The 25,951-nt window shown below is 62.9% G+C and carries 20 protein-coding genes and 1 tRNA gene; 9 read left to right on the plus strand and 12 right to left on the minus strand.

Annotated features, from left to right (window positions below; genetic code table 11):
- Nucleotides 1-10: 10 nt before the first annotated feature.
- A complete protein-coding gene (locus GLL_RS17085) occupies nucleotides 11-724 on the minus strand; it encodes a metal ABC transporter ATP-binding protein (RefSeq protein WP_164929259.1) in 714 nt (237 codons plus the stop codon).
- A gap of 204 nt (nucleotides 725-928) precedes the next feature.
- Here GLL_RS17085 and GLL_RS17090 point away from each other — a divergent pair, with 204 nt between their 5' ends.
- The 3 genes from GLL_RS17090 to GLL_RS17100 are packed head-to-tail and all read left to right on the plus strand — an operon-like array spanning nucleotide 929 to nucleotide 3,621.
- Entirely contained in the window at nucleotides 929-1,963 is a 1,035-nt protein-coding gene (locus tag GLL_RS17090; RefSeq protein WP_197530028.1) for a metal ABC transporter solute-binding protein, Zn/Mn family, read from the plus strand.
- 24 nt (nucleotides 1,964-1,987) lie between these two features.
- Entirely contained in the window at nucleotides 1,988-2,719 is a 732-nt protein-coding gene (locus GLL_RS17095) for a metal ABC transporter ATP-binding protein (protein WP_011143302.1), read from the plus strand.
- Between the two features lie 5 nt (nucleotides 2,720-2,724).
- Entirely contained in the window at nucleotides 2,725-3,621 is an 897-nt protein-coding gene (locus tag GLL_RS17100; protein WP_164929260.1) for a metal ABC transporter permease, read from the plus strand.
- On the opposite strand, the gene GLL_RS17105 is transcribed toward GLL_RS17100, so the two are convergent.
- From GLL_RS17105 to GLL_RS17120, 4 genes are all read right to left on the minus strand, one after another.
- On the minus strand, nucleotides 3,614-4,003 hold the full coding sequence (locus GLL_RS17105; protein WP_164929261.1) for a hypothetical protein: 390 nt from the start codon (nucleotides 4,001-4,003) through the stop codon (nucleotides 3,614-3,616). The two genes, GLL_RS17100 and GLL_RS17105, sit on opposite strands and share 8 nt — an antisense overlap.
- Nucleotides 4,004-4,130: 127 nt before the next feature.
- On the minus strand, nucleotides 4,131-4,742 hold the full coding sequence (locus tag GLL_RS17110; RefSeq protein WP_164929262.1) for a hypothetical protein: 612 nt from the start codon (nucleotides 4,740-4,742) through the stop codon (nucleotides 4,131-4,133).
- A gap of 49 nt (nucleotides 4,743-4,791) precedes the next feature.
- On the minus strand, nucleotides 4,792-6,306 hold the full coding sequence (malQ, locus tag GLL_RS17115; RefSeq protein WP_011143306.1) for a 4-alpha-glucanotransferase: 1,515 nt from the start codon (nucleotides 6,304-6,306) through the stop codon (nucleotides 4,792-4,794).
- Between the two features lie 90 nt (nucleotides 6,307-6,396).
- On the minus strand, nucleotides 6,397-6,804 hold the full coding sequence (locus GLL_RS17120; RefSeq protein WP_011143307.1) for a hypothetical protein: 408 nt from the start codon (nucleotides 6,802-6,804) through the stop codon (nucleotides 6,397-6,399).
- A gap of 56 nt (nucleotides 6,805-6,860) precedes the next feature.
- Between GLL_RS17120 and GLL_RS17125 the strand changes: the two genes are divergently transcribed.
- A complete protein-coding gene (locus GLL_RS17125; protein ID WP_164929263.1) occupies nucleotides 6,861-7,523 on the plus strand; it encodes an N-acetylmuramoyl-L-alanine amidase in 663 nt (220 codons plus the stop codon).
- Between the two features lie 43 nt (nucleotides 7,524-7,566).
- Here the strand turns inward: GLL_RS17125 and GLL_RS17130 are convergent, their stop codons facing one another.
- Nucleotides 7,567-8,736, minus strand: a complete 1,170-nt coding sequence (locus GLL_RS17130; RefSeq protein WP_011143309.1) for a hypothetical protein — start codon at nucleotides 8,734-8,736, stop codon at nucleotides 7,567-7,569.
- 158 nt (nucleotides 8,737-8,894) lie between these two features.
- On the opposite strand from GLL_RS17130, the gene GLL_RS17135 reads away from it, so the two are divergent.
- Nucleotides 8,895-8,965, plus strand: a tRNA-Gly gene (locus GLL_RS17135).
- A 422-nt stretch (nucleotides 8,966-9,387) separates the two neighbouring features.
- Here the strand turns inward: GLL_RS17135 and GLL_RS17140 are convergent.
- Nucleotides 9,388-11,151, minus strand: a complete 1,764-nt coding sequence (locus GLL_RS17140) for a hypothetical protein (RefSeq protein ID WP_011143310.1) — start codon at nucleotides 11,149-11,151, stop codon at nucleotides 9,388-9,390.
- Between the two features lie 15 nt (nucleotides 11,152-11,166).
- Nucleotides 11,167-11,547 carry a hypothetical protein gene (locus GLL_RS17145; protein ID WP_164929264.1) on the minus strand — a complete coding sequence of 127 codons (381 nt, stop codon included), beginning with the start codon at nucleotides 11,545-11,547 and terminating at the stop codon, nucleotides 11,167-11,169.
- A 353-nt stretch (nucleotides 11,548-11,900) separates the two neighbouring features.
- Between GLL_RS17145 and smc the strand changes: the two genes are divergently transcribed.
- Complete coding sequence (gene smc, locus GLL_RS17150; protein WP_011143312.1) at nucleotides 11,901-15,398, plus strand: chromosome segregation protein SMC; 3,498 nt, start codon at nucleotides 11,901-11,903, stop codon at nucleotides 15,396-15,398.
- 320 nt (nucleotides 15,399-15,718) lie between these two features.
- On the opposite strand, the gene pyk is transcribed toward smc, so the two are convergent.
- The 4 genes from pyk to GLL_RS17170 all read right to left on the minus strand — a co-directional run bounded on the left by pyk (nucleotide 15,719) and on the right by GLL_RS17170 (nucleotide 20,144).
- Nucleotides 15,719-17,140 carry a pyruvate kinase gene (gene pyk / locus GLL_RS17155; protein WP_011143313.1) on the minus strand — a complete coding sequence of 474 codons (1,422 nt, stop codon included), beginning with the start codon at nucleotides 17,138-17,140 and terminating at the stop codon, nucleotides 15,719-15,721.
- 24 nt (nucleotides 17,141-17,164) lie between these two features.
- Complete coding sequence (locus tag GLL_RS17160) at nucleotides 17,165-18,097, minus strand: L-lactate dehydrogenase (RefSeq protein WP_164929732.1); 933 nt, start codon at nucleotides 18,095-18,097, stop codon at nucleotides 17,165-17,167.
- Between the two features lie 96 nt (nucleotides 18,098-18,193).
- The gene (gap, locus tag GLL_RS17165) at nucleotides 18,194-19,225 is read right to left on the minus strand and encodes a type I glyceraldehyde-3-phosphate dehydrogenase (protein WP_011143315.1); all 1,032 of its coding nucleotides are present in this window, start codon (nucleotides 19,223-19,225) and stop codon (nucleotides 18,194-18,196) included.
- Nucleotides 19,226-19,622: 397 nt separating this feature from the next.
- Nucleotides 19,623-20,144 (minus strand): DUF2231 domain-containing protein, encoded by a 522-nt coding sequence (locus tag GLL_RS17170; RefSeq protein ID WP_164929265.1) that lies wholly within the window; start codon nucleotides 20,142-20,144, stop codon nucleotides 19,623-19,625.
- A gap of 306 nt (nucleotides 20,145-20,450) precedes the next feature.
- Here GLL_RS17170 and GLL_RS17175 point away from each other — a divergent pair, with 306 nt between their 5' ends.
- Genes GLL_RS17175 through GLL_RS17185 form a run of 3 tightly spaced genes read left to right on the plus strand, consistent with a single transcriptional unit; the run spans nucleotide 20,451 to nucleotide 25,843 of the window.
- Nucleotides 20,451-21,230, plus strand: coding sequence for a high frequency lysogenization protein HflD (locus tag GLL_RS17175; protein ID WP_164929266.1), 780 nt, complete (start codon nucleotides 20,451-20,453; stop codon nucleotides 21,228-21,230).
- Nucleotides 21,231-21,284: 54 nt separating this feature from the next.
- On the plus strand, nucleotides 21,285-24,953 hold the full coding sequence (locus tag GLL_RS17180; RefSeq protein WP_011143318.1) for a cobaltochelatase subunit CobN: 3,669 nt from the start codon (nucleotides 21,285-21,287) through the stop codon (nucleotides 24,951-24,953).
- Nucleotides 24,941-25,843, plus strand: a complete 903-nt coding sequence (locus GLL_RS17185; protein ID WP_011143319.1) for an alpha/beta fold hydrolase — start codon at nucleotides 24,941-24,943, stop codon at nucleotides 25,841-25,843. The genes GLL_RS17180 and GLL_RS17185 overlap by 13 nt, the downstream gene beginning before the upstream one ends.
- Nucleotides 25,844-25,951 lie beyond the last annotated feature (108 nt).

The raw sequence follows: 25,951 nt of genomic DNA on the forward strand, positions 1-25,951 counted from the left end.
CCTGTCCCTCCTAGACGGCAGCCACCGGCCCCAGGTAGGCCCGGTTGAGATTGGCCTGGGTAAACACATCCTCGCGCGGCCCGTAGGCGACCACCTCACCGCGCAAAATCAGCAGATCGTCGTAGTGGCGCACCACATCCCCCAGGTCATGGTTGACGATAAGGAGCGCACAACCCGCATCGCGCAGTTGCTCGAAAATCCCCAAAATCGACCGCTCGGTGTACTGATCGACACCCGCGAAGGGTTCGTCAAACAAAAACAACCGCGCCTGCTGCACCAGGGCGCGGGCGATGAAGGCCCGCTGCTGCTGGCCGCCCGACAGTTCGCCGATGCGCCGATGGGCCAGATCCGCAAGGCCCACGCGCTCGATGGCCGCCTCTACCCGCTCGCGGTCCGCGCGCGCCGGCCGAGCCAGCCAGCCCATGCGGGGCACGCAGCCCATCGCCACCACCTCGCGCACCAGGGCCGGGAAATCCCAATCGATGCCCGCGCGCTGGGGAATGTAAGCAACCCGCTCGCGCACTTTCTCCAGGGGTTCACCCTCCAACAGCACCGCGCCTGAGCGGCGGGGCACCACGCCCATGATCGCCTTGACCAGTGTCGACTTGCCCGCGCCGTTCGGGCCTACCACCCCTACCAGCCGCCCGGCTTCTACATCGAAACTCACCCGCTCCAGGGCCGGGCGCAGGCCGTAGCTCACGTTGAGATCGCGTACTGACAACATGAAAGTTGAGATTAGTAATACGCAAGGATCGCCAACTACCACGTTACCAGCGATTTCAAAGAGTGAAACAAAAATGAAACAATTGCCCGATCGATCGGGGAGCACCTCGTTGCGAAAGATTGAGCAGTGTTACCCATTGCGCACAACCGGGCGCCGGGGTTTGATGGAGAAAGATTTCATGATCTTTTCATGATCTAACCGGCGTTGTTGGAGGAACAGACGGTGGTGCAGGGCGAAAGGCGTGGACTATGGTTACTTTCTCTGTTGATTGGGTTGCTGTTCGGGGGTTGCGCGGGCGGCCCGGCCCCCGGCGGTGATGCCCAGGATGCCCAGCAGGGCACCGGCAGTCAGTACGAAGCCTTCCTCAGTGGCGACAAGCCGAAGGTGGCCGCCACCAGCACCATCCTGGCGGACATGACCCGCACGGTGGCCGGTGACGGCTACAGCATCTACAGTATTTTGAAGCCCGGCGCCGACCCGCACGTCTACGAGCCCTCACCGGGCGACTCGCGGGTGCTCTCGCGGGCGGACCTGGTGCTCTACAACGGCTTCAACCTGGAGCCGCAACTGGTGAAGCTGATCGGGGCCACGCAGAACCCCGCTCCCAAGGTTCCCGTCGCCGAAGTAGGAGGCATCAAGCCATACAAATTGGAGAAAACGGCGGGCATCGTGGCCGCCGACCCGCACGCCTGGGGTTCGGCGGCCAATGGTGTGCGGTACGTGAGTGCGATCGAGAAGAGTCTGGTTGAAACTTTTCCGAAGGACAAGGAGCGCTTCGAAGCCAACGCCGCGAACTACCGCAAGGACCTCGAAGCCCTCGACGGCTGGATCCGGGAGCAAATCGCCACGATCCCCGAGGCCAACCGCAAACTGGTCAGCTCCCACGACGCCTTTCAGTACTACGGCCGGGCCTACGGCCTGCCGGTGACGGGTTCAATCTTGGGAGTGTCCACCGAGGAGGAGCCGAGTGCGCGCAAGATCGCCCAACTCGTCGAAACCATCCGCAAAGAGCAGGTGCGCGCCGTGTTCATCGAGACTTCCACCGCCCCCGAGCTGTTGCAGTCGCTCGCGCGCGACGCGGGGGTCAAAATCGGCGGCACTCTCTACTCCGATTCGGTCGGGGCGCAAGGGACGGCGGGGGATACTTACATCAAGATGCTCACCGCCAACACCCGCACGATCGTCGAAGCACTGGGCGGCACCTACACCGCTTTCGTCCCCCCCTCTGCCAGTAAGTAGCTCTCTCCCTGACACCTGACAGCCATGCTCACCATCGCCAATCTATCCGTCCGCTACCGCCGCAACCTTGCTCTAAGCGAGGTGAACCTTGCCGTCGAGCCGCGGCGGATCGTGGGGATCATCGGGCCGAACGGCGCCGGCAAATCGACGCTCATCAAGGCCGTACTGGATCTGATCCCCGCCGGGGGTAAAGTCACCCTGGACGGCCGGCCGCTCAGGCAGCAGCTGCACCGCGTCGCCTACGTGCCCCAGCGCACGGCGGTCGATTGGGACTACCCGGCGACGGTCGCGGACGTGGTGATGATGGGCCGCTGCCGCCACATCGGCTGGCTGCGCCGGCCCGGCCGGCCCGACCGTGAAGCGGTGAAATCGGCCCTCGAACGGGTGGGCATGACCGAGTACGCCAACCGCCAGATAGGCGAACTCTCCGGCGGCCAGCAGCAGCGGGTGTTTCTGGCCCGCGCCCTGGCTCAACAGGCGGACTGGTTGTTTCTCGATGAACCGTTTGTGGGGGTGGATCAGACCACCGAGGCGGTGCTGTTTGCGATTTTTAGGCAGCTGCGCGACGAGGGTAAGACGCTGCTAGTGGTCAACCACGACCTGGGCGAGGCGGTGGATCACTACGACGACATTTTGCTGCTACGCAACCGGGTGATAGCCTTCGGTCCCCGCGAAGACGTCTTCACCGAGGCGAACCTGGCGGCAGCCTACGGCGGTCTGCCGGGCCGCTTCGTCTATTCGGGGGGCGGGCGCTAGTGGAAATGGGCTGGCTCGAATGGCTTGCCGAGCCGCTGCGCTACCCGTTCATGCAGCGGGCACTTCTCTCGGCCTTGCTGGTGGGTACCATCTGCGCCATCACCGGCAGCTATCTCATCGTGCGGCGCTTGGCGCTGTTGGGGGATGCGGTGAGCCGGGCGGTGATGCCGGGGCTTGCCATCGCCTTTATCGTGGGCGGCAACATCTTCGTGGGGGCGTTCATCGCCGGGGTGCTCTCCACCGCCCTGATTGGTTACATTCATACCCACTCGAAGATCAAAGAGGACACGGCGATGGGCCTGGTCTTCTCGGGCTTTTTTGCCACCGGCATCATCTTGATCACCAAGATCCAGAGCGAGACAAAAGTCGACTTGATGCACTTTCTGTTCGGCAACATCCTGGGGGTGAGCGAGTCGGACCTGCTCGCCACGGCCGTCATCTCCGCCGCCGTGGTGGCGACCATCCTGCTGTTATTTAAAGAACTGCTCTTCCACAGCTTCGACCCGCTCGGGGCGAAGGCGGCGGGACTGCCGACCGAGGTGTTGCACCTGGTGTTGATGAGCCTGATTGCCCTCACCATCGTCGCCTCGATGCAGTCGGTGGGGGTGGTGCTGGTGATCGCTTTGATGATCGCCCCCGGCGCTACGGCCTATCTGCTCACCCGCCGCCTGCCCTCGATGATGGGCCTCGCGGTGCTTTTGGGGGCCATTGCAAGCCTGGTGGGGTTGTACTTGAGCTATTACCTGGATATCGCCTCCGGTCCGGCGGTGGTCGTGGTCTCGATCGCTTGCTTTGTCCTGGCGTTTTTGTTCAGTCCCCGCCAGGGCCTCCTCACCCGTCTCTGGCAGGACCGCAAAGCCGACTATGCCCAAAAACCGGCGCCGCCTGTGGTCCTCAGGTGAGCCCCTTGGCGCGAAAGGCGTCCAGTTTGAGCGGTTCGCGCAGTTTCTGGGTAAAGAAGACCCGCACCAAAAAAGGAATCTTCTTGCCCTGCCCCAGGTCGGGCAGACTGCCGATGCGGCCCTCCCGGACGATGGTGCCCTCGGCGTCCTCGATGACGCCGTAAAGATTCACCTTGCGCAGTTCCCGAGTGCTCGGGTTGAAGGCCGTGCCCTGGACCTCGTAGCAATTGACCTTGCGCTCGTTGGGGGGCAGGCTGAGCAAAATGTTGGTGTCGCAGGGCGCCACCGCCAGATCGGCGATTTCGATTTTTACCGGCTCGATTTGCAGATCCCGGCAACCGGCCGCGGCGAGCAGGATAGCGGCCGGCCCGACTCGAACCATCCAACCCATAGCTGCCACGGACCTCCCGACTGGCTCGCTCCACCAGGGCGATCCTTCAATCCTACCAGCAACCGTCCGGGCGGAGATCGCCGCTTGCTGAGCCGGGTTGGTCCGTCACCTGCCCGCTCTAGCGCGTCGCCACCTGGCGGGCGCGCAGCCGGCCGTTCAGTAGCGTGATTCGCCAGGTCCACTGCGGCGTCGGGCCGCTTTGCAAAGCCCGCTGCAGGTCGTGCTGGAGGTCCGAGCGCAACCGGCCAAAAGCTTCGCGGTGGTTGAGCAACTCGCGCCAGCAGCGGCCTATCACCTCTTCGGTGCGCAACAGGTCCAGCGGACCGGCGTTGGGCACCTTCAAAAACAACTCCGATCGCAGTTGCTCCAGCAGCTGCTCGCGGCCGTCGCCCGCCCGCCGCGATTGCACCAGGTGAAAAGCCTGCACCGCCAGACTGTCGAGCAACAGACCCATCGGCTCAAGGCTCGCCTGGACCCCGACCGCCACCAGTAGACAATGCCCGCCGTAGCCGCCAATCATCTGCGTCAGGCCGAGGTTGAATAGTTCATGGCCGAAGATGGGCTGGGCTTCGAGCAGTTCGCCGCCCGGCCCAAGCCCGGTGACCACCAGCCGCGGCACCACTCGTGCCTGCCCGCCAATCACCAACGCCGCCTGCAGCCGCTCGAAAGCGGGCAGCCGCTTCTCGGCGACCGGCAGTTTTACCGGATAAATCAAATCAATCGCTTCCACAACAACCAAGGACTTCGGCCAAAGAAACACCAAGGTAGCACGGCCAGGATCAGCCCGACCAACGACCGTAAAGAGCCGTCAAATCCGCCAGACGCTCGCGCATCCAGGGTTCGACCGCCTCGAAGGTGCCGACCCGCCAGTCCCAGTTGCCCTCCGCTACCCCGGGAGTGTTCATGCGCGCCTCGCTGCCCAGACCCAGGACATCCTGCATCGGTAAGATCGACAGATTGCACACCGAGGCAAGGGCGCAGCGCACCAACGCCCAGTGGATTTCCCAGCCGGTATTGAGGTAGAGATAGCGCTCGGTCGCCTCGTGCACCCAGCGCGGCGAGTGGTTGTACCAGCCCACGGTCGTATCGTTGTCGTGGGTGCCGGTGTAGACGATGGAACTGCGCACGTGGTTGTGGGGCAGGTGGATGTTGTTGGCCATGCCGTCGAAGGCAAACTGCAGCACCTTCATGCCGAACAGCCCATAGCGATCCCGCAGTGTTTCGACCTCGTCGGTGAGCACCCCCAGATCCTCCGCCACCACCGGTAGGCTGCCCAGGGCCTTTTCGATCGCATCGAACAGTTGTGGGCCGGGGCCTTTGATCCAGCGGCCGTCGATGGCCGTCGTCCGGCCCGCCTCCACTTCCCAGTACGATGCGAAACCGCGAAAGTGGTCGATGCGCACCAGGTCCACCATGTCGAGCATGCGCTTGATGCGGTTGATCCACCAGGCGTAGCCGTTGCGCTCCATCGCCTCCCAGTCGTAGATGGGGTTGCCCCACAACTGGCCGGTGGCGCTGAAGTAATCGGGCGGCACCCCGGCCACCACCGTCGGATTGCCGCTCTCGTCGAGCTGAAACAGATGCGGGTGCGCCCAGACATCGGCGCTGTCGGCGGCGACATAAATGGGCAGATCCCCCAGGATGCTCACGCCGCGGCCGTTGGCGTACTGTTTGAGGGCACTCCACTGCCGGGAAAATAGATACTGGCTGAACTGGTGATAGAACACCCGGTCGCGCAACTCGCGCGACTGCTGCTTGAGGACCGCCCCCTCGCGCAACGCCAATCCCTGGTCCCACTCCTGCCAGGGCAGAGTGTCGTTGGCTTCTTTGAGCGCCATGAACAGGGCGTAATCGTCGAGCCACCAGCCCTCGCGCTCGCAGTAGGCCCAAAAGAGTTTTTTGTCGCTGTCGCCTTTGGCGGCAAAATTTTCGCAGGCGGTCTCGAGTAAGCGCGTCTTGTAGGCGACGGCCTCCTCGAAGTTGATCTTCGGGTGGTGCCAGCCGGCGGTCGTCTTCAGCTCGTCCGGTGCCAGGTCGTCTTTGTCGATGAGTGCCTGCGCCACCAGATCCTCCGGGTCCACCAGCAGTGGGTTTCCTGCAAAAGCCGAGCAGGACATATAGGGGCAGTTGCCGTAGCCGGTCGGTGCCAGCGGCAAGATCTGCCAGAAGCGCTGGCCGGTGATCGCCATCAGGTCGATAAATTCACGGGCCTCGCTGCCCAAACTGCCGATCCCGTAGGGACCCGGCAGGCTGGTCGGGTGCAGGAGGATTCCACTCGCTCTAGGAAGCAGCAATAGCGTTCTCCGTATCAGCGGCTGTCTTGCCCATCCGTAGCCGTCCTTAGTTTAAAGGATGCCGGTCGATTCCCGACTCGGCCGCCGGATTCAGGCGGGTTGTTGGGTTTGCTCGGTTTCGAGTTCGGCTGCGAAGCGCGCGAGGCTATCCAGCAGAATCGTTTGACCCAGCGCCAGCGGCAGCAGCGAGACCCCTTCGAGCGTGCTTTGTACCCAGCCGTCGCCCCACAGCCAGCGGCTGTAGCCGTCGACGCCGTTCCACAGCACCATCTCCAGGCGGTTGTCGGTCAAGTCGCCGACTTTGTGGCTGAGCTTGACCGGACCGGCATAGGAATCGAATTCGAGCCCCGCATCAATCGCCTTGGGCAGACTGTCGGGGTAGCGCTGGGTCCAGGCCCAGCGGCGCAGCAGCGCAAACTCGGTGAGGCAGCGCTTGAGGACGGCACCGTTTGCCGCCACCTGCACGCGCACGGTCGACTGTTGAAAAGTTCCGAACATGCCTCCATTGTGCACCGAAGCGGGCCGGTAGAATGGCTGGCAGATTCGATTCCGCCATGCGTCTACCCTTGTTGAGCCTGCTGTTGGGGTTCGGCCTACTCTGCACGTCCGCCGGGGCCACCGAGCCGCGGGTCGTCGACAGGCCGATCCTCTTCGGTCCGGCCCGCCGCGCCCTTACCCTCGACTACATCCGCCTTCACTACGATCCCGAAGCCAGGGACATCGCCATTATCCCCCGTATGGTGGTGGTGCACTGGACTGGCGACGGAAACTTGACAAGCGCCTTTGCCACTTTCACTCCCGACCGGCTGCCGTCCGTCCGCGCCGACCTTAAAAAAGGCGGCGCGCTGAACGTCTCGACTCACTTCGTGGTGGATCGCGACGGCACGATTTACCGGCTGATGGACGAAAAGCGCCTGGCCCGCCACGTCATCGGCCTCAACTGGACGGCCATCGGCATCGAAAATATCGGCGGCCCCCGCCGCCCGCTCACCGACGCCCAACTGGCGGCCAACGCCTGGCTGGTGCGGGATCTGGCAAATCGTCACCCGACGATTGCGTATCTGATTGGTCACCACGAGTACGGCCGCTTTCGCGGCAGTCTCCTCTGGCGCGAGCGGGTAGCGGGGTATTTCACCGGCAAAAGCGATCCCGGGGCTGATTTTATGGCCCGTCTGCGCGCCCGGCTACAGGAACTCAAGCTCAAAGACCGGCCCTGATGGGAGTGCCGGGGGGTAGGGCACAGTACCCCAAGTACTCGGATTATTCGCAAATTTCCTGCTCGGGTTCCCAGGACTCGTACTGGCCTGAGTCTGGCACTTCAGAAGCCGTTGGGCTCGCCTCCTCTTCGCACGTCCCGCCCACCCAGTCGTAGTCGGCGACATTGTTGGTGGCGTTGAGCCGCTCGTCGCGCTCCTGCTGCCAGGCCGGATCGTCGTTGTCTTCGAAGACGCTCACACCCTGGTCGCTCGCCTGATAGAAAGAAGCGACATTATCCGCGAACGCCTGGTGGGCCGCAGCGTCATCGTCGTCGCGGTGTTCGTAGTACGTGGAGAGCATCTCGGCGGAAGCCGCCGCCGCGGCCAGGTCCGAGGCGCGCGCCAGACGGCCTTCCTCGTCCACCGGCACTTCGTCGAAGCGGTGATCGTGGGTGCCCATATCTTCGTCCTGGCCGACCCCGATGAGTCCGCCGGCCACAGCACCGACGAGCGCCCCTGCCAGTCCGCCGAACAGCGCTCCAACGGCGGCGCCGTCTGCCGCCCCCGTCGTCGTCTCTTCGTCCAGCGGGTTGAAGACGTTGATGCCTTCGACCCTGGCGTGGGGATCGGACGGGTCGGTGGTGTCGCGGAACATATGGGCGCTGCTGTAGCTGTCTTCGAGGGCGTGGGTGGCGGCCCCGAGGCTGCGCATCTCCGCTTTTTGGAGATCTTTTTGGGTGAACCCGTCGTTCTCGTCGCCCAATTCGTCGTTGCTCAGTTCTTCGAGATTGCCCAGTTCACGGCTCAGGTAGGCTGCCGATTCGGCCAGTTTCTTGTCGCCCATGCCGCTTTTGATCTCAGTACTTGTTAAGTGTCCGTCGCCGTCGCCGTCGAGGGCAGCAAAGTCGCGCGAGGCGCTGTGGGCGGCGTGGGCATTATTGAGCTGCCCGCCTACAAAGCTGCGGATGGCCTGCAGGTTCTGCTCGGGGCTCAGGTTCGGGTCCGCCATGCTGTGTTCGCGCTGGGCGTCCTCGGCCATCCAGTGCGGCTTCCAGGTCTCCCCCCAGTCGAGCGGGCTGCTGATGGGACTGCGATCGGCGTGTTCCTGGCCTTCGTCGAGCTGCTGGAAGTACTCCTGCTGGCCCATGCCGTCGATGGTGTCGCGCGTCCCAAAAAGCTTACGGGTCGCTTCCTCGGTAATCTTGTGGTGTCCTGCGCCTTCTTTTTGGTCCATGGCTTTGTCCTCTCGGGGGGCGGGCGTGTGCGCGGGCCTTGGGCGGCCCTGGTTAAATTACGATTAATCCACTACGGCAGGACCGGCCTGCCGACCTGCGGCTCAAAGACTGGCCCTGGGCGGTCCATCGGGTGAGCGGGCTATAATGTCCAAAAACTGCGGGTGTAGTTTAGTGGTAAAACCACAGTCTTCCAAACTGTAGTTGTGGGTTCGATTCCCACCACCCGCTTCAAGCCTTTCAGGTTCGACAAGCCGCTTTGAGCTTTTCTTGCCTCCATGTAACTGTCAGCCCCAGAGTTCTCGATGAGAAATTTTGGTGTAATATCAAGCGCTGCGTTTTAAGAAAGCTCAACAGATCCAGACGGTGGACTATGGACTCACAGGCACACTAATGACGGCGCTCTCTGAAGAACCCTCGGTGAAAACAGCTTAAGCAACTCGAAGAGGAGAATACTCGTCTGTACAGCTCGTCTCCAACCACTCCGCATGGGAATATTGTAGGAAGTCAGTTGAAAAAAACATTACCAGTCGACAGATTCGTATCTGGCTGGTTGTTCGACAGAGGCAAGATTCAGGTGTAAACATTGTCGAGCTGGTTTACCCGAATCTGTCTGGCCATCTGATGCAGGAAAACTTTCTTACAAAAAATCATCAAGGAGGTGCATCCGCATATCTAGCTTGCTTTATTTCAAAGAGGTGATAAACCCACCAGACTGCCAATAGCGCTAGCGAGACAAACAAGCCACCGGTTAGAACTTCAATTACGCTGCTGAGCTTTCCCATTTCATTTGAGAAAGCAGAAGCTAAAGGGTTAAGTAATATTTCCGGGTTGAGTTGCGGTTTGGCCGTTTGTACAACAGCAGCGATCACTGGGGCAAAGATAGAAGCTAGGAAAACTAAAATGGTCACCATATAAAGTACTTTACCTTCCTCGGCGGGATCCGCTATGGCTATAGCCCCCAGGACACGGCCGAGGGCTTTTCTGAGTCTCTCGCTCGATTCAGGTGAGAGCGACTTTACCACCCGCACAGCGTCTTGTAACTCAGTGAATACGATGTCTTCGGCGGGATCAAAGCCACGCTTCCTAAGCCACACCTTGAATTGTTGTACGATTTCGTTCGACTGCTGGACGATCTTCTGCTTTTCTCCACCTGAAAAGGCATTCTCTGTCAGGTCTTCCGTTGCGAGCAGCGCTGCTGACAGGCTAAGACTTCTATCCGCAAGCCAAGTTGAGAGGTCTCTGCGTGTCCAGGCATCAACCACTGCAGTGCAGTACAACCAAACATTCAAAGTGTATAAGCGGGCCGCTGAGTAGCCGACCGTTCCCAATAGACAACAAAGTCGTAACGCATCAGTAATCTGCTTCGATTCAGCATTGGTAGCGCTCTCGGCAGCAGAAGAGGCAAAGTTGAAAAGCGACCAATTTAGAAGAACCCACACTAGTACAGAGATAAGCAGCTTCAACGGGTAACTGCTCTCACACCAAAGCCTTTTAAGAACTGCAACAGCAGTCACGGTGCGTGTGTCACGTATGGCCGTAGGCTTCTCCGCTGTTGCACCAATCCGTGGGAGAAGCGACACAAAGGAAATGGTTAGGATTGCAAATATGGAGTAAAGAAGCGAAACAAACAGAAACGGTGCATTGAGATCTATTGCACTCACAAGCTGCGACAGTAATAGCAATGGGCCAAGGAGTGCCGCAAGCAATTCGAGAAGTCGCGACGAGGCCCTTGCAAAGAGGCTGTCGAACCAAGTTAACTTAGCCCGCTTGGCACCGATCTTCTCAACGAGTTCCGATAAGCGACCGAGGCTGTGCGTGGGCAGGTCACTCCTGACCCAGGATAAATACTTCGCGACAAGCATCTTGCCCGATTTCGCATTTCGTAGCTGCTGAGGGGTGAGACCTCCGATAGGCTGCGCCGCCAAGAGGGGCGTGGATTCGGTGAGCAGGGAGAGACTCACCGTGCTAGTGGCACCGACTTTTCTAAGGAACAGGTAAGCATTGTCTTCTAGAGTGTCGTCGGCTATTCCTCTTTTCAAAGCTCTTTCCACCACGTATGCTACAACCGTGGGCTCGGCAAGTTCGAGTGGCAACCGAGGGGAAATCTTCTTCGCAATGGCGAGCCTCATCAACAACCCGAGTGCGGCGTCTCTGATTTCTAGTTCGTCGCTTTCGGAAAGCTCGTACAAAAGTTTTGCAAATTTGTCGTAGTGTGGACGGGCAGGCTCACGAACGAGCAAGAATAGTATGTCAAGTCCTCGTACCACTTGCCTGGCTGAAAGCCTGCTGCTCCTTATACAGTCCAGCAAGAACTGGAAAGCCTCTTCTCCGCAACGGAGAAACTGTAGCTCAGTTTCTGGAGTTAGCCGATTCTCGTCGAGACGGCTGATCAAGTGCTCCAAAGCAACGCTCATAGGCCGATCCTCGCCCTATAGATCTATTGTACGGCGAGCGATCGCATCATTCAATTGCTGTATATATTCTTGTTTCAAGATCCTTTCGTATCCCTCCCAGTAGATGCTTCCTGTGAATTCGCCGATGGGCCTCCTGTACCTATAGCTAATTTCGAGCTGATCGGCTATTGATACAGGAACTGTCAACTGGATTACTGAAAAGGCGGTTCGGTTAATTGAGCTTCTCTGCCCCAAAAGCGGAAGTGCTTGTGTGGAGAATTGCTTTGCAATTTCCAAATCTTCCGCGAAAAAGACCGTGCCAAAACGTCCTGGCTTGAAACCTTCGACACTGATGAGCTTGGCTACATCCGAAAACGTGCCGTGGAACAATTTTTCGAGCGGTTCCCCGACATCCATTTCGTACCGTTCTGCCGTTCAATGCCAAGCAACGGCACCCAAAATAGCAATAAAACCATTCCTTCCGGCCCTGGCGATTGCCCTTCGTACAGGCCGCAGCGTCTACGACAGTCTCCATCTGGCCCTGGCCGTGCACTGCGGTTGCCGGATGGTGAGCACCGATCTGCAGCTGTGCAATGCACTCGGCCCCGGTGCATTCGCCCCTTATGTGCTTGGACTGCTGACATTCTGTAGAGCCGAGTGTCCGGCACTTCCCTAATGGTGGTGTATTGGGCCGGGGGGCTTGCGGAAATACGACGCTATATGTAGAATCACTGAAACCGCAATGGGACATTTGCCCACGAGTTTCCTGTATGCATTTGAAGTGTCTTGAGATTGAGCGCTTCAAGTCCTTCGGCCCCTACACCCGCATCCCCCTGCTCGAAGGCTTTACGGTCGTCTCGGGGCCGAACGGGTCGGGCAAATCGAACATCATCGACGCGCTGCTGTTTGCTCTTGGGCTTTCGACCAGCCGGGGGATGCGCGCCGAGAAGCTCTCGGATCTAATCCACCAGGGGGCCGCAAAGGGCGAAGTGGCGGTAACCGTCACATTTGCCCTCGATGCGGCAGCGGGCGGCGGGGAGCTGACCGTCTGCCGCCGCCTCAAGGTGAACGGCCCCAACAGCACCAGCAGCTACCAGCTCAACGGCAGCCCCTGCACCCTCACAGATCTGCACGAGGAGCTGGCCCGCCACCATATCTATCCGGAAGGCTACAACGTCGTGCTCCAGGGCGACGTCACCGGCATCATCGCGATGCCCGCCCGCGAGCGGCGCGAAATCATCGACGAACTGGCCGGGGTGGCGGAATTCGACCGCAAAATCGAGGCGGCCCGCCGCGAACTGGGCGAAGTCGAGGTCCGCTCCGACCGCATCCAGGCGGTGGTCAGCGAACTGCTCGAGCAGATGGAGCGCCTCCAAAAGGAGCGCGCCAAGGCCGAGGAGTACCGCAAGTTGCGCGCTGAACTGGGGGAACTGGCGCTCTGGGAGCACCTGCTTTCTGTGCGCTCTCTCGAAGCACAAATTGCCCAGATCACCTCACAGCTGGCCGCCGCAGAGGCGGTGCTTGCCGGGTTCGACCGCGAGGCGGAAGCACTGGCCGAGCGGTGCGAGCAAGCCCTCGACGAACTCGATACGGCCAATACCCGGGTCAAGGCGATGGGTGAGAACGAGCAGGTGGCGCTGCGCACGCAGATGGCGAGCGTGCAGGCCCAGCGCGCCCAGGCGGAAGCGGCCCTGGCCGATCTTGCTCAACAGCAGCGTCAGGCGCAGGGTCGCCAGCAACAGCTCGAACTCGAACTGGGCGAACTGGCGCTCACCCTCACCGGTTTTTCGCGCCGCCAGCAGGATCAGCAGGCCCTGGTCGCCCAGTGGACGGCACGGCTGGAGAGCGACCGGCAGGTCCTTGAGACCAGCCGCAACGACCTGGAGCAGCTGTCGGCTTCTTCCCGGCGCTGGGTGGAGGAGCAGTCGCAACTGCGCCGCCGCCTCGACCAGTTGCAAAGCGAACACGACCCTCTACAGCGCACCCTAGACCGGCTGGGCGACCGGCTGGTGCAGGCGACCGGGGAGGGCGAGCGCCACCGCGAAGAACTGGCGCGCATCGAAGCGGGCCACGCCCAGCTTGCCACGGAAGCCAAAGTCGCCCAGGAGCGCCTGGCAGCCGCCCGCACCCGCCTGGAACAGACCCGCGCCGATCTCGAAGCGGAGCGCGCGCAGATCCTGGCCGACCGCACCACCCAGCGGCGCCTCGAAAAAGAACGCACCGAGAAAGCCCGCGAACTCGATCGCCTGGAGACCCAGCGCCAGGTCTGGCGCGAAGCGGAGGGCAGCCGCGCCACCCAGGAGGTGCTCGGTTCCGGCATCCAAGGCGTCCACGGTCTGATTTCGCAGCTCGGGCGGGTGGAAGCCCAGTACCAGGGTGCTCTGGAGGTGGCGGCCGGCAACCGGCTCAACAACGTCGTGGTCGAAGACGACGCGGTGGCCGCCCAGGCGATCGAACTGCTCAAATCGCGCCGGGCCGGGCGGGCGACCTTTCTGCCGCTCAACAAGCTGCGCTCCGGCCGCTACCTGGAGCGCCTGCACGAAGAAGGGGCGATCGGCTACGCGCTGGATCTGATCGAATTCGACCGGCGCTACGAGGCGGCCTTCGTGCAGGTCTTCGGCGACACGGTCGTCTTCCGGTCGCTGGAATTGGCCCGCCGCCAGCTCGGGCGCTACCGGATGGTGACGATGGCGGGCGAACTGCTCGAAAAATCCGGGGCGATGACCGGCGGCAGCCTGGACGCCCGCCGCGGCGGCAGCGGCTTTGCCCTCAGCGAACCGCCCGAGTTGGCCGAGATGCGCGCCCGGCTGGGCGATCTCGACCGTTTGCTTGCCACCCTGGCCGAGCGGCTGGAGCGACGCGAGCAGCGCGCCCACGAACTGCAATCGGCGGCCGAAGCGGCCCAGCGCGAACTGGTCGCCATCGAAAACCGCGCCGAGCAACTGGGCCGTGAGCACAGCACCCAGCAGGCGAGAGCGACTCAACTGCGGGTGTTTCTCGATAGCTGCCAGGTCGGCCTCGAAGCGGACCGCCAGGAACAGGCCGACCTGGCAGCGCGCTTAGGGCCGCTGCGCGAGCAGATTGTCCAGGTGCGCGAGGAGCTTGCAAAGCTGGAGCAATCCGACAACCACCACCGCTGGCAGCAGAGCCAGCAGCACCTGCGCGAACTGGAGACCGAGGTGCGCCGTTGGGAACTGCAGTTGCGCCATGCCGAGGCCGATTTGCAAAAGTCGCACCTCGACGAGCAGCTAGCCCAGGAAAAGCGCCAGAACCTCCTCTCGCGCCGCCTCGACTGGGAAGATCAAAAAGTCGAATTCGGCCAGCGCGAGGAAGAGAGCCGCACGCGGCTGGCCGAATTCGACCGGGTGATAGCGGAGCTTGCCGCCCAGGTTGCCGAATTGGAGGAGCGCCTAGTGGACATCAAGCGCGAGCGCGACCGCCTCGAAGCGCACGGGCGCGCATTGCAGCAGCGCCAGGGACAACTCAACCTCCAGCGCGAGCAGGAGCGCTTGCACCAGGGTCAGCGCGCCGCCGCCCTCGCCGCCGCCCAGGAGCGCCTTGACGAACTCGGGCCACCCGCCGAAGACGTGCCACCGCCCCCCGAGGATCTAAGTCTTGAGCAGCTGCAGGCGACCCGTCTGCGCAAGCAGCGCCGCCTCGAAGCGCTCGAACCGGTCAACATGCTCGCCATCGAAGAGTACGACCGCACCGCCGAGCGCCAGGGCGAATTGAGCGAGAAACTGGCCACCCTCCAGCGCGAGCGCAGCGAACTGCTCCTGCGCATCGAAGATTGTGACACTCTTAAGCGCAGCGCCTTCATGCAGGCCTTCGACGCGGTCAACACCCACTTCCAGTCACTCTTTGCCGAACTCTCCGACGGCGACGGCCACCTGGCCCTCGAAGACCCCGACAACCCCTTCGCAGGCGGCCTGACGCTGGTGGCCCACCCGCGCGGCAAGCAGGTGCGCCGGTTGGAGGCAATGTCGGGGGGCGAAAAATCGCTCACCGCCCTGAGCTTTATCTTTGCGCTGCAGCGCTACCGCCCGTCGCCTTTTTACGCCTTCGACGAGGTGGACATGTTCCTGGATGGCGCCAACGTCGAGCGCCTCGCCAAAATGGTCCGCCAGCAGGCAAATTCGACCCAGTTTCTGGTCGTCTCGCTCCGGCGCCCGATGATCGAGCGTGCGGACCGGGCCATCGGCGTCACTCTCGCCCGGGCGGGCCACTCACAGGTGCTTGGGGTCAAACTCGCCGCCGATGCCTCCTAGAGCAGGTGTCAGGGTAAAAACACCACAGCCCAGCGACCAGCCATCCCCTCCGCCGCAGTCGACACGCGTCGTGCAGGCCCTGGAAGAATAAGCCCATCCCACCCGCCAATGCTCGTTCCCAACCGTGCCCTGAAGTCCGGGGGTGTCGGGGGGGTGGCACCCCCTCGACGCGGGGAGGAGGAGAGCGCGAGAGGGGAACCCGAAGGGGGTTCCACCTCTCGCACCCACAGATTGTCGTGCCAAACCAACTGCCAGGTCAGTGTTTGGATTGAAACCATTGCGCGTCAAGGTTGCCGTTATCTAGGCCATTGAAAACCGCTTTAGTGCAGCGTATGGATCTTCAGAAAATTCGTGCCGCCCGCCCTCTGGACGGGGCTACCTCCCAGCACCAGCATCCGGTCGCCGGGGGCGGCGAGGTTGCGTTCGACAAGGCAGCTTTCCATCTGCTCGATCAGTTTTTCGAGTTCCGCCGCCGGGTGCTCCAACAGCAAGGGCTTCACGCCCCAGACCAGATTCAACCGGTGATACACCTTCAAGTCGGGGGTGAAGGCGACCACCGGCGCCTTCGGCCGCTCCGCGGCCGCGATCGAAGCGCTGAAGCCGGTGGTAGTAAAAGTGGCAATACAGTGCAGGGCCAAGATCTTGTCGATGGTGCCCAGCGATTCGCACAGGGCGTGGATTTCATCGGATTTGGCGGGCGGATTGTTGTCGAAGGTAAACTCCCGCTCGACTTCTTTGGCGATGCGCACGAGCATCTCCACCGACTGCACCGGAAAATCGCCCACCGCCGATTCGCCCGAGAGCATCACCGCGTCGCTGCCGTCCAGGATGGCGTTGGCGACATCACTCGCCTCAGCGCGGGTCGGCCGGGGATTGCGGATCATGCTGTCGAGCATCTGGGTGGCGGTGATCACCGGAATGCCCCGCCGGTTACAAAGCCGAATGATCCGCTTTTGCAGCAGCGGCACCTTCTCCGGGCTCATCTCAACGCCCAGATCGCCCCTGGCCACCATGATTCCCTGCACTTCATCGAGAATCTCCTCCAGATTGGCGATCGCCTGGGGTTTCTCAATCTTGGCGATCACCGGCACATCGGCGGCCCCGTGTTCAGCGAGCAGTCCTTTGAGCACGCGAATGTCCTCGCCCCGGCGCACGAAGCTCAAAGACACCCAATCGACCCCCTGCTCCAGTCCAAATTCGAGATCTTGCTTGTCCTTTTCGGTCATCGAGGGCAGGCGCAAATCCAGACTGGGCAGGTTGACCCCCTTGCGGCTTTTGAGCACCCCCCCGCGCACCACCCGGCAGCGCACGGCGTTGCCCTTCACCTCAACCACGGCAAATTCGAGCAAGCCGTCGTCCAGGAGCACCTGGGTACCCGGCGTCGCCTCCTCCACAAGATACGGGTAGTCGATGGATACCGTGCCGGGTTCGCCCGCAAATTCCGCCACCGGCAACAGCGTCAGCTCGTCGCCCTCCCCTAAAGCCAGCCCGCCCTCGGGCATCTGGCCCACGCGGATCTTCGGCCCCTGCAAATCCTGCAATAGCGTAATCGGGGTGTCGAGTTCCTCGGAGACCTCCCGCAGCAGCTTGACCATGCGCGCGTGGTCTTCGTAGCTGCCGTGGGAAAAATTCAAGCGCGCGACGTTGATTCCTGCCTTCACCAGCTGCCGAAGCACTTCCGGCGAACTGCTCGCAGGACCGATCGTCGCGACGACTTTCGTTCGACGGTCTAAAGGCTGCATAACGCATTACCTCGAAAATTAGGGTTAAAACTGGATCCCGTCGAGAGTCTGGCGCATCACCCGGGCCGAGCGCTGCAATTGCTCTTCCTCACCCGGCGAGAGCGAAAATTTCACCAGCCGGTCGATCCCCTGGCGGTTGAGCACCGCCGGATAGGCCAGGCACACCTCCTCAATGCCGTGCAGGCCGCTCATCAAGACACTCACCGGCAGCACCCGGTTCTGGTTGCGGGTGATGGCGCGCACGATCTGGGTGGTGGCGAGGCCAATCGCCCAGGAAGTCGCCCCCTTGCGCTCGATGATTTCGTAGGCGGCGTTTTTGACGTGCTCAAAAACTTCGAACATCTTCGCCGGGTCGTCGGGGGTGCCCACCGCCGGCTCGATCTCGCTCAAAAAAGCCCCGGCGACGTTGGCGCGGCTCCAGACAGGCACCTCGCTGTCGCCGTGCTCGCCGATGATGTAGGCGTGCAGACTGCGCGGATCGACTCTGAGCCGTTCGGCGAGCAAATAGCGGAATCGGGCGGTGTCGAGCACCGTCCCGGAACCGATCACCCGCGAGGGCGGCAATCCGGCCAGTTTCATCGCCACGTAGGTCATCACGTCCACCGGGTTGCTGACCACCAGCAAAATGGCGTTCGGGCAGTGCTCCATGATCTCGCCAATCAGACCGCGGAAAATTTCGACGTTGCGCTGCACCAGCGACAGGCGGGTCTCCCCCTCCCGCTGCCGGGCCCCCGCCGTAATCACCACCACATCCACCCCCCGGCAATCGGCGAGGGTGCCCGCGCGCACCACGGACGGCTCGACAAAGGGAATGCCGTGGACCAGGTCCATCACTTCCCCTTCGACTTTGCGCCGGTCGATATCGACCAGCACCAATTCGTCGAAGGTGTTCTGGATGAGCATGGAATAGGCGATCGCCATGCCGACTGCGCCGGCTCCGACGATCGCCCCTTTGATCAGATCCGTTTCTGGAAGGGCACGCGGGTGCTCCATCGAGACGAACAGTCGATCTTGCATAAAAATCCCTTGGGATGGGGTTGGAGCCGCCTGCCTCTAGGAATCGGCGGGTTTTTCTTTGTGGGCCATCGCGACGATCAGATCGTTTACCCGGCAGGAGTAGCCCCACTCGTTGTCGTACCAGCTGACCACTTTAAAAAATTGGGAATTGAGTTCGATACCGGCCCCGGCGTCGAAGATGCTCGAATGGGCGTCGCCGATAAAATCGCTGGAGACCACCTGCTCCTCGGTGTAGCCCAGGATGCCCGCCAGTTCGTTTTCCGAGGCTTCTTTCATCGCGGCGCAGATCGCCTTGTAGCTGGTGGGTTGCTCGGTCTTGAAGGTGAGATCGACCACCGAGACGTTCGGTACGGGCACCCGAAAGGCCATGCCGGTGAGCCGGCCCTTCAACTCGGGCAGTACCAGCGTCACTGCCTTGGCCGCCCCGGTGGAGGAGGGAATAACGTTCTGGGCCGCGCCCCGGCCGCCGCGCCAATCTTTTTTGCTCGGGCCGTCCACAGTGGGCTGCGTCGCAGTCATCGCGTGCACGGTGGTCATCAGTCCTTCAGCAAGGCCAAAGCGCTCGTGGATCACCTTAGCCACCGGTGCCAGGCAGTTGGTCGTGCAGCTGGCATTGGAGACGATCAAGTCTTGGTCCGGATCGAATTGGTCGTGGTTGACGCCCATCAGCAGCGTCGGCACCTTCTCAGGGTCTTTGGTCGGAGCGGTGATCACCACGCGCCGCGCCCCGGCCGCCAGGTGGTGGGAAGCCCCGTCGTACCCGGTAAACAGCCCTGTCGATTCGACGACATAATCGACCCCCAGCGATCCCCAGGGCAGTTCGACCGGGTTTTTGATCGCCGTGCACGGAATGAATCGGCCGTTGACGACCATGCCGTCCGGGTGCGCTTCGACGGTGCCCTTGAAGCGGCCGTGGGTAGAGTCGTGCTTCAGCAAGTAAGCGAGGTTGTCGGGCGGGACCAGATCGTTGATGCCGACAAACTCCAGGTCGGGATTGTCCAGACCCGCCCGCAATACCAGCCTGCCGATGCGGCCGAAACCATTGATTGCAATCTTTACGGCACTCATAAACATCATCCGAAGAGGCCACCAGGAGAATAGCGCTTCCTCAGGTATTGCACAGGGTTATTTATCTTTTTTTAACCCGGTTCTGCTATCTTTCGAGCAATTGCTGAAGGCCAAAAAATTCCGGTGGTTGCGGCGGCTGAAAATTAGCCGCCGCTTGAATTCTGCGGTCATCAACCGCTACAAATCCGCGCGGCACGACCGGTCCGCTGCTTGCAGATCATATGGACCTCCAGATTCTCACTTTGGGGCAGTCACTGCTCTTCGGCTGAATAAATATCGCCCTGAAAGATATTGACGAAAACAACCCGTAGACTACCGTGAGCGTGCGGAGAAATCATGAATATTTGTGCGAACCGCACAAGGCTCTGACTGATACAAGGAATTTTGAACGTTGGGCTCAAGAAGTGGTGCGATCCTGCTCACCGATCACTCCCACTTTATGGCGAAAGGACAACTCGCCCCCGAACCACCCGGAGACGCCCAACAGCACAGCCACGACCGCCGAAGCGACGATGCCCAGGGGCAAGATCGGTCCTACCGGGTCGTCGATGCGCGGCAGGAAGTTGAGCACGGAGATACCCAGCACCACGACGTTGGTCGCCATGTGGATCCAGCCTGCCGAGCGGGCCTGCACACGCTTGATGCGCAAAAAGTCGGTCATGCCGGTGATCGCGGCGATCACTCCCCCGGCGATACCGGCGCCCAAAAGCCACTGGGATGCCCGCGCCCAGAACGGGTCTTGGGTCAGGTAGTACCCCAGGTCGCTCCCGAAGGCGGCGACCAGAAAGGCGATCGGGAAGGTGACGATGACCGGATGGAGCGGATGACCTGCAACGGCCACGGTGCTCTCGACGCCACTGCCGCGATACTCGTGATCGTGGGTTTCGATGATGGGCGGGATGTTGGGGTGCCTGGCCATGGATGTGCTCCGAAATTGGGCGCTAGATAGTGTCACGGCTCGCTCTGCCGCAAGCCTATCCCAGTCCCCCGGCGGCGTTATCTGCACAGTGATGGACGGCTGTCTACTTCTTTAGAAGCATCGGCGAGGATTGGGCAGCGATTGGACATTCTCCGAACTGGAAAATGAGCAATGTCTTCGGTCAAACTGAAACTGTTCGTTCATGGACTGCCCGCAGCTTGAACGAGCCCGTCGCCGTTGCGCAGAGCACACCCCCGGTCTGCTAAGTTACACAGCAGGCTTGCCCGGAGAATGGCCGTGTCTGGAATGCTGTACGTTGTATCCGCTTTTGGTCTGGGAGCCCTGCACGCGCTGGAGCCGGGCCACGGCAAGAGCTTGATGGCGGCTTATCTGGTGGGCAGCCGCGGCCGGCCCTGGGACGCGGTGGTCCTGGGGCTGGTGGTCACCCTCACCCATACGCTGAGCGTCTATTTGCTGGCGGCGCTGACGCTGGTGGCGGCCCGCTATTTTGCGCCTGCGTGGGTGGAGCACTATCTGGAACTGATTTCGGGGCTATTGGTGCTGGCGGTGGGTGCCTGGCTGGTGTGGCAGCGGGCGATTGCCCGGCTCTGGGCCGGTTGGAATCATCGCCTCAGCCACGCGCTCAACATGCGGCACGACCATGACCATGGCTACCATGGCCACTCCAATGATCATGAGCACGATCACGATCACGAGCATGGCCACTCCCACGATCATCCCCACGGGAGCGTGCGCACCGGCGAGCGGCTCGATACCCGGGCGCTGATTGCCCTGGGCGTCTCCGGGGGGGTGGTGCCCTGTCCGGGGGCACTCGCGGTGTTGCTCACGGCGGTGGCGGCGGGCGGGCTGTCCGACGTTCTGCAGGGACTGGGGTTGGTGGTGGTCTTCAGCCTCGGGCTGGCCTCGGTGCTGATCGGTCTGGGCCTCAGCCTGGTGCTCTCGGTCCACTGGCTCGAAAAGCGCATCGACGGCAGTGAACGCTACGCACCCCTGGTCGGCCAGGCCAGCGCCTGGTTCATCTTTGCCCTGGGGGCGTACCTGACGGTGCGCGCCGTCTGGTCCTGAGGCGTTTTCACCCCCGCGCACCCTTCAAAACGAACCCTTCATGCGAGGACCACCATGTCCGTACCCCGTCTGGTGCTCATTTCCTCAGCCACGGCCTTGGGAAGTCTGCCCGAAGCCTTGCGGCTGCTGGAAGCTGAAGGTCCGCTCTTTGAGGTGGAAGTTTTCTTGACCCATCGCCTTCAGGACCGTTCGCTGGCCGCCGAGACCGTACTGGCGAGCATTGCAGGGGCACGGGCGGTGCTGTTCGATCTGCGCGGCACCCCCGAGCAGGCTGTGTCCCTGGTGCAGCGGGCACGGCGCGAGAGCGAAGGGCAGGCCGTGGCTTTCATTGCGGTCTTTGCGGGGGATGGGGCGGCCCTGGGACTGTTGCGCATGGGCGATTTTGTCCTCCAGCCCGGCGGCTACCCGCCGGCCGCCTCCGCCAACGGCCGCGTCGGCGGTCGCCACGCCGCCAACTGGCAGCGCTGCGTCCAGTACTGGACCCACTCGGGATCTGAGAATCTGGCCAACCTGCTGCGCTTCGTGGCGGCGGAATACGCCGGGGTGGAGACCCAACCGGCGCCGCCGCAGATCTATCCCGAATGCGGGTTCATCGACCCCGCCTCCGGTGCGCGCTACGCCGGTTACGGCGAGTACCGCACCGCCCACCCCCCGGACCCGCAGCGACCCACCGTGGCGGTGCTGCTCTACGGCGGCACCACCCTGGCCGCCAACCTCGCAGGGGGCGGCGAACTGTTCGCTGCCCTGGCCGAGGGTGCCAATGTCGTGTGCTTTTTTGCCGACGGCATCCGCACGGCGGATGCCCTCAAGGCCCACTTCTTTGAGGACGGCCGGCCGATTTGCGATGCGATCGTCTCGCTGTTGTGGTTTCGCCTGGATGGCGGACCGCTCGGGGGGGATGCCCAGAAGACGGTGAACCTGCTGGGTGCCCTCGATGTGCCCTACTACGTGGCGATCACCTCCCACAGCCGCGAGATCGCCTGCTGGGAGGCGAGCAAAGACGGACTGTCTCCGGTCGAGACGCTCGCCACGGTGGCGCTCGCCGAACTGGACGGGGCGATCGATCCGGTGATGCTCTACGGCCTCGATCCCGCTCAGCAGGTGGCACCGGTGCCGGGGCGCGGCGAGCACCTGGCGCGGCGCATCCTCAAGCGTGTCGCCCTGACGCGCAAGGCCAATCGCCACAAGCGCGTCGCCGTAGTGCTCTTTAACTATCCACCCGGAGAAGGCACCCTCGGCACCGCCTCGTTTCTCGATGTGTTCGCCTCGGTCGAAAACGTGCTGGTCCAACTGCGGCGGGCCGGCTACAGCCTCGAGGTGCCCAAAGCCGGGACACTCAAAGATCTGCTGCTCGGTCGCGGCTTGTTGCACAATGGCGGCTTTGTCGGTAGCGAGCGCACCGCCCGCCACGCCCTGCGGGTGCCGCTGGCGACCTATCTGCGCTGGTACGAAAAACTGCCCGCCTCCCTGCGCCGGGACAGCGAGCAGGTCTTCGGGCCGCCGCCGGGGGATCTGATGGTGGAGGGCACCGACTTGCTGATGGCGGGGATCGCCTTCGGCAATGTCCTGGTCGCCGTGCAGCCCTCGCGGGGCATCCACGAGGATCCGGCCAAGCTCCACCACGACGAGAGCCTGCCCGCCCACCACCAGTACATCGCCTTCTACCGCTATCTGGCGGAGGCGGACGGTTGGGGGGCGGACGCCGTCGTCCACGTCGGCACCCACGGCACGTTCGAATTTCTGCCGGGCAAGCAGGTGGCCCTGGGGGCTGATTCGGTTCCCGATGCGCTGATGGGCGATCTGCCCCACGTCTATCTCTACCACGTGGTCAACGTCTCCGAAGGGACGATCGCCCGGCGGCGCAGCTACGCGCAGCTGGTGAGCCACGCCTCGCCCACCTTCGTTGCAGCGGGCCTCTATGGCCATTTGCTTGAGCTGGAGGAATTGCTCGCCGAGTACGAAGAGCAACTGCGGGTGAGCCCGCCGCGCGCCCGAGCTGTCCTGCGGCAGATGGTCCGCATCTCGGTCGAGCACGCCGTGCCCCTAGCCGTCGACGAAGCGGCCCTGCAGGATACCTCCGAGCTGTTCGATCCCGCACCCTACGAAGCGGCCCTGGAGGCGCTGCACCGGGAACTGTTCGCCCTCAAGCGGGTGGCGGTGCCGCTTGGGTTGCATACCTTCGGCCACCGTCTCACCGGAGAAGCCCTAGTCGATTATTTGGCGCTGGTGGCCCGCTACGACCGCCCGGAGGCGCCGGCCCTGCCGCGGCTACTGGCGCTGCGCTCGCGCCTCGACTACGACCGTTTGCTCGACCGGCCCGGCCCCGAACTGGAGAACCTCGCGCACCAGGCGCGGGTCGTTATCGAACGGCAGGTGCTGGGGAGCGATCCCCGCGATGGAGATCTGGCCGAATCGCTGGTCTATCTGCGTTGGCTGGCCGATCAAGTGGGTTGCACCGACGAGAGCGCAGCCTTGATCCAGGCCCTGGCGGGGGGGTACGTCGAGCCGGGGCTCGGGGGCGATCCGGTGCGCACCCCGTCCACCTACCCCACCGGGCGCAATACCTTTCAATTCGATCCGACCAAACTGCCCACCGAGAGCGCCTGCGAGCGGGGAGCGGAGATCGCCGAGGCGACTTTGCGGCGCTACCGGGCCGAGCACGGCGGTTACCCCAAGGCGGTGGGGGTAATTTTGTGGGGTTTCGAGACCTGCAAGACCCTGGGCGAAACGGTCGGGCAGATTCTGCACTACATCGGCGTGCGGGTGGACCGGGGTCGCGGGTTTGCCATGAAGCCCGAAATCGTCCCCCTCGCAGTGCTCGCCCGCCCGCGCATCGATGTCACGGTCAATATCTGCGGCTTTTTTCGCGACCTCTTTCCCCATCTGGTACAGCTGATCGACCGGGCCTTTGAGGCGGTGGCCGGGCTGGCGGAGCCTCCCGAGCAGAATTTCGTGCGCCGCCACACGCTGGAGAGTGAGGGTGAGGCGGGGGTACCGCGCCACGGCCGCTTGTTCGGTCCGCCCCCGGGCGAGTACGGCAACCGGCTGAGCAGCCTGATCGAGACCGGTGCCTGGGAAGCAGAAACGGACCTGGCCCGGATGTACCTGAACCGCACCCGCTATCTCTACGGTCAAGGGGCCTGCGAAGCGCCGGAGGCGCTGGAGCGCGCCCTCGGGCGCGTGCGGCTGATCAGCCAGGTGCGCGACAGCCACGAATTTGAAGTCACCGACCTCGATCACTATTACGAATTTTTCGGCGGCATGGCCCGCGCCTCCCAACTGGTGGGCGGCAGCCGCCCGGCGGTGCTCATCGCCGACACCACCGGCGAGCGCATCGAGGTGAAGACCCTCCCCGAGGCGGTGCGCCAGGGGGTGACCAGCCGCCTATTCAATCCCCGCTGGATCGACGGCATGCTCGCCCACGGCCACCAGGGCGCCCAGCAAATCGCCGACCGGGTCGAATATCTGCTCGGGCTCGACGCGACCACCGCCAGCGTCGGCACCGCCACCTGGGGCCAGGTGGCCCGCCGCTTCGTCTTCGACGCCGCGATGCGCGATCGCCTGATCGCCGCCAACCCCTATGCCGCAGCCGAGATCGCCCGGCAACTGGCCCAGGCCCACGGCCGCGGCTACTGGCAGGCCACCGACGAGGAGCGCACCCACCTCGAGACTCTGTATGGGCAACTGGAGTACCGCCTGGAGGCGGCGCCATGCAGCAATTAGTTTCTGTCCCGGCGCCCTTTGCCCCGGACGCGGCGGATATCGATCATCCGCAGGCGCGCTGGTTGCTGGAGCGCATCGAGCGCGTCCCCGTCCTCTGCCCTTCCGGTTCCCAGTCCGTCGCCACCAGCTTCGTGCGCGCGGGCCGTGCAGACGGGCCGCCGGTGCTGCTGCTGCACGGTTTCGACAGTTCGCTGCTCGAATTTTTTCGGCTGGTGCCCTTGCTTGCCGCCCACCGCTCGACCTGGGCGATCGATCTGCTGGGCTTCGGCTTTACTGAAAGGCGGCCGGATCTTGCCTGCAGCGCCGCCGCCCTCAAGGCGCACCTGTGGTCCTTCTGGCTGGAGCGGATCGGCGAGCCGGTGGTGCTGGTGGGCGCTTCGATGGGCGGGGCTGCCGCTATCGATTTTGCGCTCACCCACCCCGAGGCCGTCGCCGGGCTGGTGCTCATCGACAGCGTCGGCTTCACCTGCGGCCCGGCGGTCTACCGATGGCTCTCGCCGCCCTTCGACGGCCTGGCGCTCGAACTGTGGCGGGCGTTTAAAAACCGGCCCGCCTGGGGGGGCGAGGACGACCTGCAGCGCGCCGCCCGGCGCTGCTGCGCCCTGCACACCACCCAGCCCCACTGGCAGGAGGCGCTGTTGCGCTTTTCCCACAGCGGCGGGTACGACTTTCTGGCGCCCCGCATCGGCGGGGTCGCCCACCAAACCTTGATTCTCTGGGGCGAAGCGGACGGCGTGCTCGGCACCGCCGACGCCGAACGTTTCCGGCGGGCCATCGCCCGCAGTTCCCTGCGCTGGCTTTCCGGGTGCGGACACACGCCCCACCTCGAACAACCCGAGCACACCGCCCGGCACATCCTGGACTTTGCCCGCGACGTCCGTCGCCGCTAGACCGATGGGCCGCCTTTGAGCCTGTGGTGTTTGTCCGTCCGTCGCCGATAATATCGAAGGCGGCCCATCGGATCGGCCTCCGCGCCGACCTTGTATATTTTCCTCTCC

The organism is Gloeobacter violaceus PCC 7421 (genome assembly GCF_000011385.1).
In the GTDB taxonomy this organism is placed as follows: Bacteria; Cyanobacteriota; Cyanobacteriia; order Gloeobacterales; family Gloeobacteraceae; genus Gloeobacter; species Gloeobacter violaceus.